The following is a 13,231-nucleotide window of genomic DNA, read 5'->3' as shown; positions in this document are numbered from 1 at the left end:
CGTTCTCCCGGGTTGGCAAGTGGGGCAGGGCGTGGTTAGCTGCGCCCTCGCTGATGAAAGAACCGGTCGCTTGAAAAGATTTTCCCTCGGTCTGTGCGGCTGCGCGCTTCTTGCCGGATGTGGCGGCAAGGCGGAGAAGCCGGTCGAGGTCGCCGCGGCACCGCCGCCCCCGGTGGCGATCGTCCCGGTGACGACACCGCCGCCCGTACCGGTGACCGTGACCCTGAAGGTCGCGAGCATGGACTGGCACCAGGTGGCGACCGACAAGGATCGCGAGCGGCTGCGGACCTGGCGCAATGCCTGGGTTGCCGCGCTCGGCAAGATCCGCGCGGCGGGCCGGGCCGCCGACCTGACCGGGCAGGGCGCGCTGTTCGATCCCGATCGCGCGCTGACCAACGCCGCGCCGCCGCCGGGGCGCTATCGCTGCCGCGTGTTCAAGCTCGGTGCCAACGGCACGGCGATGCGCGACTTCACGGCCTATCCGCCCTATGAATGCCGCATCAATGACGAGGGCGAGGTGTCGAGCCTGTACAAGGTCGGCGGATCCCAGCGACCGATCGGCCTGCTCTTCTCCGACAGCGCCTCGCGCCAGATCTTCCTCGGTACGATGATGTTCGGCGACGAGAAGAAACCGATGGATTACGGCCGCGATGACGGCCGCGACATGGCCGGCTATATCGAACGCGTCGGCGACAAGCGCTGGCGGCTGGTGCTGCCCTGGCCCAGGTTCGAATCGATCGTCGACGTGGTCGAACTGGTGCCGGCGGAGTAAGGTCGCAGTCCGAATTCCCTGACGATCCACTGGTAGAGCTTTGGCGACTTTTCCCGAACCTCTGCCCGCGAGAAGGGTGGTCGTGCCAGCTTGCCGTACAGCACCGCACTTGCCGTCATCGCGAAGAACTCGGTCGGGTGGCTGAGCATATAGGCGCCCGGTGGGTAGAGCCCCGAAGCACGCGCCGCCGCATAGAAGCGCAGCACATCCCGGTTCTCATAGCCATCGCTCAGCCGCAGCAAATGATAGCGATGCAGCATCTCGTGCAGCAGCACCGGATTGTCGGGCGGCACCGCGCGCCGCTCGAAATGCACGCCGTCCGGCGCGATGCGCGACATGCTGCCGGGCATCGGGTCGACCGCGATGCGCTGCCCCGCGAAGAAGGCGATGATGGCCGGGTCGATCGGCAGGGCTTCGATCAACGCGATCTGGGCGGAAAGCGCCGCGGCGATCTCCGGCGTTTCGGGGGCGCCTTGCCAGTCGATCGGGAAATGCGGCTGGAGCGCGAGCGCCGCGGTGGGCAGCACCATCATGCAGAGGCCAGCCGCCAGCAGATCGCGGCGGGCGACCTGCGTCAGCAACCGCCCACTGCCTCATCGGGATGGAGCGCGGTCGCGTCCTCCCGGCGCTCGGGGCGGATATAGATGGACGACAGCTGCGGCAGCGCCGCCTTGAGGTCGGTCTCGATCGCCTCGATCAGCAACTCCGCCTCGCCCATGCTGAGCGAATCGCGGAAATCGGCGCTGATCGCGACGAAGATCCGGTCGGGCGCGGTGTGCAACGTGCGGACGTGATTGACCCAGGTGATCTCCTTGCGCGCGTCGACGATCTTGCGCACCTGGGTGACGACGGCGGGATCGGCGCCTTCCCCGATCAGCAGGCCCTTCGCCTCGCGCGCCAGCAGCGCCGCCACGACGCCGAGCAATATGCCGATCGCGATCGAGGCGAGGCCGTCGATGCGGGGATCGCCCCAGGCATGGCTCGCCCAGACGCCGACGGCCGCGATCAGCAGCCCCGCGAGCGCCGCCGAATCCTCGAACAGCACGATGAAGCCGGCCGGGTCCTTCGAGGCGCGCACGGCCTGCCACCAGTTCGTGCCGCGCACCGATCCGGCGAATTCGCGCATGGCAAAGATCCAGGACGCGCCCTCCATCGCGAAGGCGACCGCGAGCACGACATAGTTGATGGTCGGATCGCGCAGCGGCTCGGGTTCGGCGATATGGACCCACCCTTCATAGATCGACACGCCCGCGCCGACCGCGAAGATCAGGATCGCGACGACGAAGCTCCAGAAATACAGCTCGCGCCCATAGCCGAAGGGATGGTCCACATCCGGCGGGCGCTGCCCGCGCTTCTGACCATAAAGGAGGAGCACCTGGTTGAGGCTGTCGACGACCGAGTGGAACCCCTCGGTCAGCATCGAGGAGGAGCCGGAAATCGCCGCCGCGACGAACTTCGCGACCGCGATGCCGAGATTGGCGGCGAGGGCCGCGTAGATGACGAGATTGGAGCCGTGCTTCGTCGCCGCCAACGTGGAACTCCTTTTGTGCAAGCTACCCTAAGCGCAGATGACAGGAGCGCACCAGCGATTGAAACGATCCAGATGCGTGTGTTATAACTGGCGTATGAACAAGCCGATCTCCGATAGCGACCTGCGCGCCAAAAAGCTCAAGCTCATCAAGGTCGGCAATTCGACTGGGGTGATCTTGCCGCGTGCCGTGCTGGATCGCCTGCGCGTGTCCCAAGGGGACGCGTTATTTCTGAACGAATCGCCTCAAGGATACAGCCTGTCGGCCCACGATCCTGACTTTGCTGAAGCGATGGGCGCGGCGGAGGAAATCATGCGTGAGGATCGCGACGTCCTGGCGGTGCTTGCTCGCTAGACGATGACGGATTTCCGATTTTTGAGTGCCGAGCTGGCCTTCGCCGTGCACGAGCGCCAACTTGCCGAACATGGCGGGCTGGATGGCGCCAAGGATTCGGGCTTGCTTGAATCCGCAGTGAGTCGGCCATTGAACAAGCACGCTTACGGAGAGAATGATCCCTGCGCGCTGGCGGCCGCTTACGCTTTCGGCATCGCTCGCAACCATCCCTTCAACGACGGCAACAAGCGCACCGCTTGGGTGATGGCGCGCTTGTTTCTGCGCCTGAATGATGTGGCCATCGCCTTCGATAAGGCCGATGCCATCAGGATGGTACTGGCTCTTGCCTCAGGCGAACTCGAAGAGAGCGCCGTCGCCGACTGGTTCCGCGCCAGGCTGGTGCGCTAACGGAAATGGCCGCCGGCGTCTCCGCCGGCGGCCATCCTTTCCTCCCCAGGAAACTTTCAAGGCGCCGCTTTAAGCGGCTGCCAATGGTCGAATAATTCGCAACGGGCCGCCTAGAGGAGCCGCCTTGAAGTGCGCACTATCTCGCGGCATCGACGAAGTCAGGCGCGGCGGCGGCCTTTGTGGTGTCGCGTTGTCGCGCCCGCACGCAGGCTTCCTGAAATTCTGTAAACTATTGACTCCGGCCGCCCCGCTGGTGAAGGCGGCAGACGAAGGGACGTGCATATGGCGGACAGAAAACTCTTTGCCGGGCACGCCGTGCGGCGGTTGCGACGCCAGGCGGGCCTGACCCAGGCCGCGATGTCCGACGTACTGACGATATCGCCCAGCTATCTCAATCTGGTCGAACGCAACCAGCGGCCTTTGTCCGCGTCGCTCCTCGTCAAGCTGGCCGAGAGCTTCGATTTCGATCCGCGCGCCTTGGCGGCTGGGGAGCCGGGCGGCGGCGAGTCGGGTATCCGGCGGCGTCTGGCCGATCCGATGTTCGCTGATCTGGAGATCGATCGGAACGAGGTGGAGGAATGGCTGGCCGGCGCGCCCGGCGGGGCGGAAGCTTTTGCCCGCGCCTATGACCGGATCGGATCGGGCGCCGTGGCGGGCGAGGCGAGCGTCAGCGATCCGATCGCTGAAGTACGGCGCGAGATCGAGCGCTGGCGCGGACATTTCGCCGATCTGGACGCGGCGGCCGAGAAGCTGGCGGATGAGCTGCGTCTCGGCGCCGGCGACCTTTATGGCGCCATTGCCGAACGGTTGCGGGTCAAGCACCAGCTCACCATTCGCATCCTTCCCGTCGACGTCATGCCGGATCTGTTGCGCCGGCTCGATCTTCATGCCCGGCAATTGCAGTTGAGCGAGATGCTCGACCCCGCATCGCGTACCTTCGCCGCCGCCTTCCAGCTCGCCCAGATCGAGGCGCGCGGGGAAATCGATGCCCTCGCGAAAGGCGCGGTGTTCACTGACCGGGCAGCGGAGCGGCTCTATCGCCGCCATCTAGGCAGCTATTTCGCCGCTGCGGTCATGATGCCCTATGCGCGCTTCCTGCGGGCCTGCGAGTCGACGGGCTATGATCTGGAACTGCTTCAGCGTCGTTTCGGCGCAGGATTCGAGCAGGTCGCGCACCGGTTGTCGACGTTGCAGCGCGTCGGTGCGCGGGGATTGCCCTTCTTCATGGTGCGGATCGACCGCGCGGGCCAGGCATCGAAGCGCTTCTCTGGTGCGAGCGGGTCGCCCCTGGCCGAAGCCGAGGGGCGCTGCCCGCTATGGCGCCTGCATCACGCTTTCGACCGCCCCGGCAGCCTTGCCGTGCAACTGGTCGAGCTCGAGGGCGGGGCACGCTGGCTTACCATCGCGAGGACGGTCGCGCCGCAGGGGCGTCGTTATGGCGCGGTGCCGGCCGAGTTCGCCATCGGACTGGGTGTCGCGGCCGAATTCGCCGGCGGCCTGGCGGTGGCGCGGGGCATCGACCTGAAAGGCGAAGCGACCCCGATCGGCCTTGGCTGTCGCGCCTGCCTGCGCGAGCGTTGCCCCCAGCGATCGGCACCGCCCATCGGGCGCGCGTTGCTGATCAACGAGCGCGAGCGAGGCGTGTCGCCCTTTACCTTCGGCGGCGATTAAGAGTCGGCAATTTACAAATTTACTCACAAATCGGGCAAAGTGTGACAGCTTAACGCGGTTCTGCCTTCTGTCCGGGGTTTGATTATTGTCAATTTGTGTACTTGTCCTCGTATCACAACCGAGGGACGTACCGTGACCTACCAAAGCGACATCGCACAGATCGGCCAGCTCATCGGCGGCAAGAACGGCACCTGGGACGGGATCGATGCCGAGTCGGTGGCGCGCATGCGTCTCCAGAACCGCTTCCGCACCGGGCTCGACATTGCGCGCTACACCGCCGCGATCATGCGCAAGGACATGGCCGCCTATGACGCGGATCCGGCCAATTACACGCAGTCGCTGGGCTGCTGGCACGGCTTTATCGGCCAGCAGAAGATGATTGCCATCAAGAAGCATTTCGGCTCGACCGAGCGGCGCTATCTCTACCTCTCCGGCTGGATGATCGCGGCGCTGCGCTCCGAATTCGGGCCGCTGCCCGATCAGTCGATGCACGAGAAGACATCGGTCCCGGCGCTGATCGAGGAACTCTACACTTTCCTCCGTCAGGCCGATGCCCGCGAACTCGGCATGATGTTCCGCGAGATCGATGCCGCGCGCGAGGCCGGCGACCAGCTCAAGGAAAAGCAGCTGCTCGCTGCGGTCGAGAACCACCAGACTCACGTCGTGCCGATCATCGCCGATATCGATGCCGGTTTCGGCAATGCCGAAGCGACCTATCTGCTCGCGCGCAAGATGATCGAGGCGGGCGCGTGTGCGCTGCAGATCGAGAATCAGGTCTCCGACGAGAAGCAGTGCGGCCATCAGGACGGCAAGGTCACCGTGCCGCACGAGGACTTCCTCGCCAAGGTCCGCGCCTGCCGCTACGCCTTTCTGGAGCTGGGCGTGGAGGACGGCATCATCGTCACCCGCACGGATTCGCTGGGCGCGGGCCTCACCAAGCAGATCGCCTTCAGCAAGGAACCCGGTGACCTGGGCGACCAGTATAACGCCTTCCTAGATTGCGAGGAGATCACGCCCGAGAACGCGCGCAGCGGCGATGTCGTGATCAATCGTGACGGCAAGCTGATGCGGCCGAAGCGGCTGGCGTCGAACCTCTACCAGTTCCGCGCCGGCTCGGGCGAGGATCGCTGCGTGCTCGACAGCATCACCTCGCTGCAGAACGGCGCCGACCTGTTGTGGATCGAGACCGAGAAACCGCATATCGAGCAGATCGCCGGCATGGTCGACCGCATCCGCGAGGTCATCCCGAACGCGAAGCTGGTCTACAACAACTCGCCCTCGTTCAACTGGACCTTGAACTTCCGCCAGCAGGTGTTCGACGCCTGGGCCGCGGAGGGCAGGGACGTCTCGGCCTATGACCGGGCACGCCTGATGAGCGTCGATTATGACGGCACCGATCTGGGCGACGAGGCCGATGAGCGCATCCGCACCTTCCAGGCGGACAGCGCGCGCCGGGCGGGCATCTTCCACCACCTGATCACCCTGCCGACCTATCACACCGCCGCGCTCTCGACCGACAATCTCGCAAAGGAGTATTTCGGCGAGGCCGGCATGCTCGGCTATGTCCTCGGCGTGCAGCGCCAGGAGATCCGCCAGGGCATCGCCTGCGTGAAGCACCAGAACATGTCGGGCTCCGACATCGGCGACGACCACAAGGAATATTTCGCGGGAGAGGCCGCGCTGAAGGCCGGCGGCGCGCACAACACGATGAACCAGTTCGCGGCGTAAAGCGGACGGGTAGTAGCGAAGGCGGCTCGGACGAAGTCCCGGGCCGCTTTCCTTCGACCGTCATGCTGAACTTGTTTCAGCATCCATGCGCGGTCGCTTTGAGCTAAGAGCGGCGCTCCTCAGGCCGCTGCCCGCGCATGGACCCTGAAACGAGTTCAGGGTGACGACGGTAAAAAGCGACGCCTAGATCTTCAGCAACAGGATCGGCACGATCACGCCCGCTACCAGCATGATTGTCGACACCCGCCGCGTCGCGCGGTTGTTCAGCGCGATGACGATGCCCAGCACCGCCGACAGGATCAGCCCGATCGACATCAGCACCGCGAAGATCTTGAATGGCAGCGCGGATGGCTTGGGCTTTTGCGGCGCCTTGGGGGCAGGCTTCGCTGCTGGCTTGGCATGCTCATCGGCGCCCTCCGCTTTCGCCTGAGGCAGGCGGTCGTCCTTGTGGACGCTGGCCAGCCAGACGATCCAGGTCGGCGGCGTGCCGCCCCATCCCTTTTCCTCCTGCAGTCGGAAGGTCTGCAACGCGCCGCTGAGCGAGAAGAAGATGACCGCCGGCGCCAGGAACATCCCGATATAGAGATGATAGCGGCGCAGGGATTGCTGGGTCTTGGCTTTCATGAGAATCGCCCTAGCAGGCGGCAAGCCTGGGGCAAGTGCGTAGATTCACTGATGGTCGCGCGCCCCGCTTGCGGAACTCTCCACGATGATTTTCGCCTGAAGCTGCGCGAGCCAGCGACCGCGCAACTGTCCGGGCCGCAGCGGATAGCGTGCGTCGAGCACGTCCGCGGCGACGATTCGGTCGAGCCGGAAACTGCGGAAATCCTCGCGCAGTTCGCACCACGCGATCAGCGCCCGCGCGCTGTCGTGATAGCCGATCAGCGCGGGCCAGACGATGCGCTCGGTCGGCGCCCCGTCCTGCGCGCGGTAGGCGAGGGCGATCTTGCGCCCCGCGCGGATCGCCCGGCGCAGCATCGTGGCGTCGACCGCGTCCTCGGGCATCTTCCACGCCGGCGGAGTCCGCGCGGCGGGATCGTCCACCAGCGCGCGCATCTCGGCGGGCACCACCGCGGCGATCTTGGCGATCAGGTTGCGTGCGGCATTGGCCAGCGCCGCATCGCCATGCCCGGCCACCCATTGCGCGCCGAGCACCGCCGCCTCGACTTCTTCCGGATTGAGCATCAGTGGCGGCAGGTCGAAGCCGCTTTCCAGGACATAGCCGATCCCGGCCTCGCCCCGGATCGGCACGCGCTGCGCCATCAGCGCGGCGATATCCCGATAAACTGACCGTTTCGACGTCTCGAGTTCGATCGCGATCGCATCGGCGGTGATCGGCCGGCGCTCGCGGCGCAGGATCTGGACGATCTCGAACAGGCGGTCGGCACGGCGCATGATGGGGTCCTAGTGCCAGGCTGCTGCCACCATGCTGGCAGCAGGGTGGCAGTATGTCGACTCCCGCAACCAAGGGAGACCATCATGCTCAAGACCTATCATGGCAGCTGCCACTGCGGCGCGGTCGCGTTCGAAGCCGATCTCGATCTCGAGGCCGGCACCGGCCGCTGCAATTGCTCGATCTGCACCAAGCGCCGCGCCTGGGGCATCAACATCAAACCCGATGCCTTCCGCCTGCTGCAGGGCAGGGACGCGCTGTCCGACTATCAGTTCGGTACGCTGTCCGGCCATCACCGCTTCTGCAGGACCTGCGGCTGCGCGCCGTTCGGCGACGGCCATGTCGAGGCGATCGGCGGCGATTTCGTGAGCATTGCCATCAACTGTCTCGACGATGCGACGCCGCAGGAACTCGCCGACGCCCCGGTCAACTATGCCAATGGCCGCGACAATCTCTGGTGGGAAAAGCCGGCGGTTACGTCCTATTTGTAGGGGAAACGACGCGTCCTTTCCCGCCGTCACCCTGAACTTGTGTCAGGGTCCATGCGCGACCAGCGGTTCCGTGAGCGACGCTCTGGTTCAGGTGGCCGCGCATGGATGCTGAAGCAAGTTTAGCATGACGGGTTTGCGGGAGAGGCATCAGGCTGTTTTGCGGGCAAGTCCATCAAGGCTGAGCCGGCTCCGCCGGCCGTCACAGCTTGACGAATGCCAGTGAATTATTGGCATTCATCGGAATGACGAGCTGATTGGCCCCCGTATCGAGGCACATCGACGCCGCGCTCGGGATGCCCGTCGCGATCAGTTGCGCCGGCTGGCCCGGGCGGATGCGCGAGACGCCGCCATTCACCACGCTGCTCACATATTTGGTGCCGTCGGGCATGATGACCAGCCCGTCATTACCCGGCTGCGCCGCCTTCTCGGTCCTGATCAGCGTCGCGGCGGGCGAGAAGGTCAGCACTGAATCGTCGCCGATGTTCACCACGACGATATTGCTGTCCTTGTCGATCGCGACGCCGTTCGGGCGCGACAATGGCGCGCCCTCGATGAAGATGGAGGTCTTGCCGTCGGGCGTGATCCTGTAGATCCGCCACGGCGTCTGCGCATCGGCGCTGCCGGTCTGCGACCCGTAGATGGTGCCGTCCTTCGCGACCGCGATATCGTTGAGCCAGGCGACATCCGGGCTGGCGATCTCCCCCGCCGGCGCGCCGGTCTTCAGGTCGAACATGCGGATGACGGAGACGCGCTTCGCCCCGTCCGCCGTGTCGCCGTCGCTGTCGGCCAGATAGAGCTTGCCGTCATGCACGACACTGCCGAACGGCTGGTTGAGCACCAGCCCGTTGCGCGTCGCGCCGATCCAGCGCGCGGTGTGGACCGATCCGTCATGGTTGATCAGCGAGACGAAGCCGTCGTTCGGCGCCTCTTTCTGCGTGCCGCCGCGATTGACCGCCATGATCAGGTTGCGCGCCGGGTCGTAGCTGCAGCTCTCCGCGCTGACGATCGCGCCATAGACCTTCACGTTGGACGACATGGGATTGAACTTGCCCTCGGCCGTCACGCCGAGCGGCGAGCCGGCGACAAAGGGCTGCGGTGCGGCTGGAGCGGCGGCCTGTTGCGCCAGGGCCGATGTCCCGCCGAGCAACAGGCTCGCGAGTGCGGCTGCGAACACAGTCTTCATATCCTCGTCCTCCCCCTAGGCTATGTGAAGTCAGGCGCCGGCGTTGGTCAGCCGATCGAGTTGCTCCTCGGTCAGGCTCAGGTCCATCGACCCGGCAAGCTCGTCCATTTGCGCGACGCTGGTCGCGCTCGCGATCGGCGCGGTGACGCCGGGCTGCGCCGCCAGCCAGGCCAGCGCGATCTGCGCGAGCGTCGCGCCGGTCTCGGCGGCGACAGCGTCCATCGCGGCCAGCACGGCCTGGCCCTTGCCTTCGAGCAGGTCAGTCATCCGACCCCCGCGCACGCTCTTGCCCAGGTCATCGGCCGAACGGTACTTGCCCGTCAGGAAGCCCGAGGCGAGCCCGTAATAGGGCACCACGCCAATATCGTGGACGACGCAATAATCCTGCAACTCGCCCTCGAACTTGTGACGGCTCACCAGATTATATTCGGGCTGCAGCACCTGATAATGTGGCAGGCCGTGCGCTTTGGCTGCGTCGTTCGCCGATTTCAGCCGCCCGGCATGGAAATTGGATGCGCCCAGCGCGCGAATCTTGCCCGCGTCGATCAGCTTGGCGAAGGCAGCGAGCGCATCTTCCTGCGCGACCGCGTCGTCGTCCTGATGCGCGAAATAGAGATCGATCTGCTCGATGCCCAGCCGTTTGAGCGATGCCTCGGCCGCGGCGGCGATGCGCGCGGGCGCCAGCTTCTCGCCACCCTCGCCGGGCAGCATGCCGACCTTGGTCGCGATCAGCACCTTGTCGCGCTTGCCGCCGCTGCGCAGCCATTCGCCGATCACGCTCTCGGATTCGCCGCCCTGATGGCCGGGCGCCCAGGCCGAATAGACATCCGCCGTGTCGATCATCGTGCCGCCTGCGGCGACGAACGCATCGAGGATGGCGAAGCTGGCGGCCTTGTCCGCGGTCCAGCCGAAGACGTTCCCGCCGAGTACCAGCGGGGCGATGTGCAGGTCGGTCGCGCCCAGGCGGCGTAGGGTCGTCATGGCGGCTATTCCCTTTCGATCTCGTTCGCCGAAACGGCGTTCATATCGACGCTGTTGGCGTCGAGCATTGCGGCGGCGTCGTTCAGCGCCCGTGCCTCGGCCGGCGTCGTGGTGCCGGGGGTATCGTTGCCGCCGCTGCAGGAGGCGAGCAGCAATGCGCCGGCCAGCATGCCGGACCTGAACCAGGCCATCCGTGTCTCCGTTCTTGCCGAGCTTGTCGGAGGACGGCCCGGCGAGGCAATATCAAACTTGTCCGCGCACTATGTCGAAACAGTCGCCGCGGCCGCGGGGAGATCAGTCCTCGATCACGTTGCCGGCTGCCTTCATCGCATTGCCGGTCCTGTCGAGCGCCGAATCCGTCGCGTTGCCGATCGCCGCGCCGCTATTGTCGATCGAGGCCTCGGCGGCGCCCAGCGCTCGATCGGTCGCCGCGCTCGTGTCGGCGGCGGCCTCGCTCATCGTCGCATTCGCGTCGGCGGCGATCGTGTCGGCGGCCTGGGCGGTTTCGTTCTGCGCCTTGGGGCTGCAGGCGGCGAGGCCCAGCGCGGCGGTCATTGCAAGCGGCAGGATCAGGGTTTTCGTCATCTGTCGGCTCCTCTTGTGGGATGCATATCGGCGTCGACGCATCACGGCGACGCTATCGAACGGGCTGGACGCGCGCAATCGGCTTCAGTTCCCTGGCTTGGGTCGTTGACCTCATATAAAGATATCTTTATATCTAATTCGACCATGACCCTCGCCCTCGACATTTTCCGCGCGCTCGCAGACGGCACCCGCCTGCGTATCCTTGCGCTGCTGCGGTCGATGGAGCTGTCGGTCGGCGAGCTGGCGCAGGTGCTCGGGCAAAGCCAGCCGCGCGTCAGCCGCCATGTGAAGATCCTGTGCGACGCCGGCCTTGCCGAGCGGCGCAAGGAAGGCAGCTGGGTGTTCGTGGCGCTCGGTTCGGCGTCCAAGGTCGATCCGGTGCTCGCCTCGCTCGACCAATGGGGCAAGCTCGAGCCCGATCACTGGGCGGTGGCGGATGCCGCGCGGCTGGCGGCGGTGCGGGCCGACCGCGCTTCCTCGGCGGCGGGCTGGTTCGAGGCCAATGCCGGTCAATGGGACGCGATCCGTTCGCTCCACATCGCCGAGAGCGAGGTCGAGGCAGCCATGTCCGCCGTGCTCGGCGATACGCCGATCGGCCAGCTCATCGATATCGGCACCGGCACGGGTCGAATGCTGGAATTGTTCGCCGGGCGGGCGAAGCAGGCGCTCGGCATCGATCGCAGTTCGGAAATGCTGCGCCTTGCGCGGGCCAAGCTGTCCGAACGCGGATTTGCCAATACCGAGTTGCGCCAGGCCGATCTCTACGCGCTGCCGCTCGGCGACGGTGAGGCGGATGCGGCGATTCTCCACCACGTCCTCCATTTCGCACAGCAGCCCGGCGCCGCGATCGCCGAGGCGGCGCGTGTCCTGTCCGACGGCGGACGGTTGCTGATCGCCGATTTCGCGCCGCACGACCGCGAGGAACTCCGCACGCGCGACGCGCATACCCGGCTCGGCTTTTCCGACGATCAGATCGCCGCCTGGTTCGAGGCCGCCGGGCTGGTTCCGGCCCGCACCGAGACGCTCGAGGGCGGCGAACTGACGGTGAAGCTCTGGCTGGCGCGCAAGGCGACCGCGCAAACACAAATACCGGTACGAGAGGTTAAGGCAGCATGACGACCCGGAATCCGCAAAGCGAAGCGCGTCGCGCCCAGGCCTCGCCGCTGTTCGCTGATCTGGCGGGCGACGCGCAGGTGTCGTTCGAATTCTTTCCGCCCAAGACGCCCAGGATGGAAGAGAGCCTGTGGGAGGCCGTGAAGACGCTGGAGCCGCTAGGCCCGCGTTTCGTCTCGGTCACCTATGGCGCCGGCGGATCGACCCGCGAGCGCACCCACGCCACGGTCGCGCGAATCCAGCGCGAGACATCGCTGGCCGCCGCCGCGCACCTCACCTGTGTCGAGGCGAGCAAGGCCGAGATCGACCAGGTCGCGGAGGAATATTGGGCGGCGGGCGTGCGGCACATCGTCGCGCTGCGCGGCGATCCCCCCGTCGCCGGCGCGAAGTTCGTGGCGCATCCCGACGGGTATGAGAATGCGGCGGCGCTCGTCGCCGGCCTGAAGAAGCTCCATCCGTTCGAGATCTCGGTCGCTGCCTATCCCGAATGTCACCCGGATTCGCCTGACGCCAAGGCTGACATCGACAATCTCAAGCGCAAGCTGGATGCCGGCGCGAACCGGGCGATCACCCAGTTCTTCTTTTCGCCCGAGGCTTTTTTCCGCTTTCGCGATCGCGTCGCGGCGGCGGGCATCACGGCGGAGATCGTGCCCGGCATCCTGCCCGTCTCCAACGTCGCGCAAACCCGCAAGTTCGCGGCGATGTGCGGCGCGGAGATTCCCGACTGGATGGGCAGGCTGTTCGAGGGGCTCGACGATCATCCCGCGGCACGCCAGCTCGTCGCGGCGACGATCGCGGCGGAAATGTGCCGTCGCCTTTATGCCGGCGACGTGCGCAGCTTCCATTTCTACACGCTCAACCGCGCCGAGCTGAGCTTCGCGATCTGCCACATGCTCGGCCTGCGCGCGACGGATGGGGTCAAGGTAGAGGCGGCATAAACTACCCGTCATGCCGGACTTGTTCCGGCATCCACCGTTCCGCAGCATCTGCGATCGGTGAGTGTGCGGGACGGTGGACCCCGGAACAAGTCCGGGGTGACGAAGG

16 protein-coding genes are annotated in these 13,231 nt (G+C 65.9%); 8 read left to right on the top strand and 8 right to left on the bottom strand.

Annotation, left to right across the window (positions count from 1 at the left end; genetic code table 11):
- The first annotated feature begins 70 nt into the window (after nt 1-70).
- Entirely contained in the window at nt 71-772 is a 702-nt protein-coding gene (locus ACZ1I5_RS14450) for a DUF4893 domain-containing protein (RefSeq protein ID WP_465169938.1), read from the top strand.
- Here ACZ1I5_RS14450 and ACZ1I5_RS14445 read toward each other — a convergent pair.
- Together ACZ1I5_RS14445 and ACZ1I5_RS14440 are read right to left on the bottom strand one after the other, a co-directional pair.
- On the bottom strand, nt 673-1,353 hold the full coding sequence (locus ACZ1I5_RS14445; RefSeq protein WP_465169937.1) for a hypothetical protein: 681 nt from the start codon (nt 1,351-1,353) through the stop codon (nt 673-675). The two genes, ACZ1I5_RS14450 and ACZ1I5_RS14445, sit on opposite strands and share 100 nt — an antisense overlap.
- Nucleotides 1,347-2,303 carry a cation diffusion facilitator family transporter gene (locus tag ACZ1I5_RS14440; RefSeq protein WP_465169936.1) on the bottom strand — a complete coding sequence of 319 codons (957 nt, stop codon included), beginning with the start codon at nt 2,301-2,303 and terminating at the stop codon, nt 1,347-1,349. The genes ACZ1I5_RS14445 and ACZ1I5_RS14440 overlap by 7 nt, the downstream gene beginning before the upstream one ends.
- Before the next feature lie 94 nt (nt 2,304-2,397).
- On the opposite strand from ACZ1I5_RS14440, the gene ACZ1I5_RS14435 reads away from it, so the two are divergent.
- The 4 genes from ACZ1I5_RS14435 (at nt 2,398) to ACZ1I5_RS14420 (ending at nt 6,441) form a co-directional block, all read left to right on the top strand.
- Nucleotides 2,398-2,655: an AbrB/MazE/SpoVT family DNA-binding domain-containing protein gene (locus tag ACZ1I5_RS14435; protein WP_465169935.1), complete on the top strand. Its 258-nt coding sequence runs from the start codon at nt 2,398-2,400 to the stop codon at nt 2,653-2,655.
- Between the two features lie 3 nt (nt 2,656-2,658).
- Nucleotides 2,659-3,042, top strand: a complete 384-nt coding sequence (locus ACZ1I5_RS14430) for a type II toxin-antitoxin system death-on-curing family toxin (RefSeq protein ID WP_465169934.1) — start codon at nt 2,659-2,661, stop codon at nt 3,040-3,042.
- 282 nt (nt 3,043-3,324) lie between these two features.
- Nucleotides 3,325-4,713 carry a helix-turn-helix domain-containing protein gene (locus ACZ1I5_RS14425; protein ID WP_465169933.1) on the top strand — a complete coding sequence of 463 codons (1,389 nt, stop codon included), beginning with the start codon at nt 3,325-3,327 and terminating at the stop codon, nt 4,711-4,713.
- A gap of 132 nt (nt 4,714-4,845) precedes the next feature.
- Nucleotides 4,846-6,441, top strand: coding sequence for an isocitrate lyase (locus tag ACZ1I5_RS14420; RefSeq protein ID WP_465169932.1), 1,596 nt, complete (start codon nt 4,846-4,848; stop codon nt 6,439-6,441).
- A gap of 183 nt (nt 6,442-6,624) precedes the next feature.
- Here the strand turns inward: ACZ1I5_RS14420 and ACZ1I5_RS14415 are convergent, their stop codons facing one another.
- Both ACZ1I5_RS14415 and ACZ1I5_RS14410 read right to left on the bottom strand, forming a co-directional pair.
- Nucleotides 6,625-7,065, bottom strand: coding sequence for a hypothetical protein (locus ACZ1I5_RS14415; RefSeq protein WP_465169931.1), 441 nt, complete (start codon nt 7,063-7,065; stop codon nt 6,625-6,627).
- Nucleotides 7,066-7,110: 45 nt separating this feature from the next.
- Entirely contained in the window at nt 7,111-7,836 is a 726-nt protein-coding gene (locus ACZ1I5_RS14410; RefSeq protein ID WP_465169930.1) for a helix-turn-helix transcriptional regulator, read from the bottom strand.
- An 84-nt stretch (nt 7,837-7,920) separates the two neighbouring features.
- Here ACZ1I5_RS14410 and ACZ1I5_RS14405 point away from each other — a divergent pair, with 84 nt between their 5' ends.
- Nucleotides 7,921-8,325 (top strand): GFA family protein, encoded by a 405-nt coding sequence (locus tag ACZ1I5_RS14405; RefSeq protein WP_465169929.1) that lies wholly within the window; start codon nt 7,921-7,923, stop codon nt 8,323-8,325.
- A 199-nt stretch (nt 8,326-8,524) separates the two neighbouring features.
- Here the strand turns inward: ACZ1I5_RS14405 and ACZ1I5_RS14400 are convergent, their stop codons facing one another.
- The 4 genes from ACZ1I5_RS14400 to ACZ1I5_RS14385 all read right to left on the bottom strand — a co-directional run bounded on the left by ACZ1I5_RS14400 (nt 8,525) and on the right by ACZ1I5_RS14385 (nt 11,074).
- On the bottom strand, nt 8,525-9,508 hold the full coding sequence (locus ACZ1I5_RS14400) for an SMP-30/gluconolactonase/LRE family protein (protein ID WP_465169928.1): 984 nt from the start codon (nt 9,506-9,508) through the stop codon (nt 8,525-8,527).
- A gap of 30 nt (nt 9,509-9,538) precedes the next feature.
- A complete protein-coding gene (locus ACZ1I5_RS14395; RefSeq protein ID WP_465169927.1) occupies nt 9,539-10,489 on the bottom strand; it encodes an aldo/keto reductase in 951 nt (316 codons plus the stop codon).
- A gap of 5 nt (nt 10,490-10,494) precedes the next feature.
- Nucleotides 10,495-10,680 carry a hypothetical protein gene (locus ACZ1I5_RS14390; RefSeq protein WP_465169926.1) on the bottom strand — a complete coding sequence of 62 codons (186 nt, stop codon included), beginning with the start codon at nt 10,678-10,680 and terminating at the stop codon, nt 10,495-10,497.
- Between the two features lie 103 nt (nt 10,681-10,783).
- Nucleotides 10,784-11,074 carry a hypothetical protein gene (locus ACZ1I5_RS14385; RefSeq protein ID WP_465169925.1) on the bottom strand — a complete coding sequence of 97 codons (291 nt, stop codon included), beginning with the start codon at nt 11,072-11,074 and terminating at the stop codon, nt 10,784-10,786.
- A 144-nt stretch (nt 11,075-11,218) separates the two neighbouring features.
- Between ACZ1I5_RS14385 and ACZ1I5_RS14380 the strand changes: the two genes are divergently transcribed.
- Both ACZ1I5_RS14380 and metF read left to right on the top strand, forming a co-directional pair.
- Nucleotides 11,219-12,190, top strand: coding sequence for an ArsR/SmtB family transcription factor (locus ACZ1I5_RS14380; protein WP_465169924.1), 972 nt, complete (start codon nt 11,219-11,221; stop codon nt 12,188-12,190).
- Complete coding sequence (gene metF, locus ACZ1I5_RS14375; protein WP_465169923.1) at nt 12,187-13,125, top strand: methylenetetrahydrofolate reductase; 939 nt, start codon at nt 12,187-12,189, stop codon at nt 13,123-13,125. Before ACZ1I5_RS14380 ends, metF begins: the two co-directional genes overlap by 4 nt.
- Nucleotides 13,126-13,231: the final 106 nt, after the last annotated feature.

The sequence above is a fragment of the Sphingomonas sp. BL-S-30 genome, assembly GCF_055521475.1.
The sequence above is the reverse complement of the archived record's forward strand: the minus strand, read 5'-3'. Positions and strand labels throughout refer to the sequence as shown.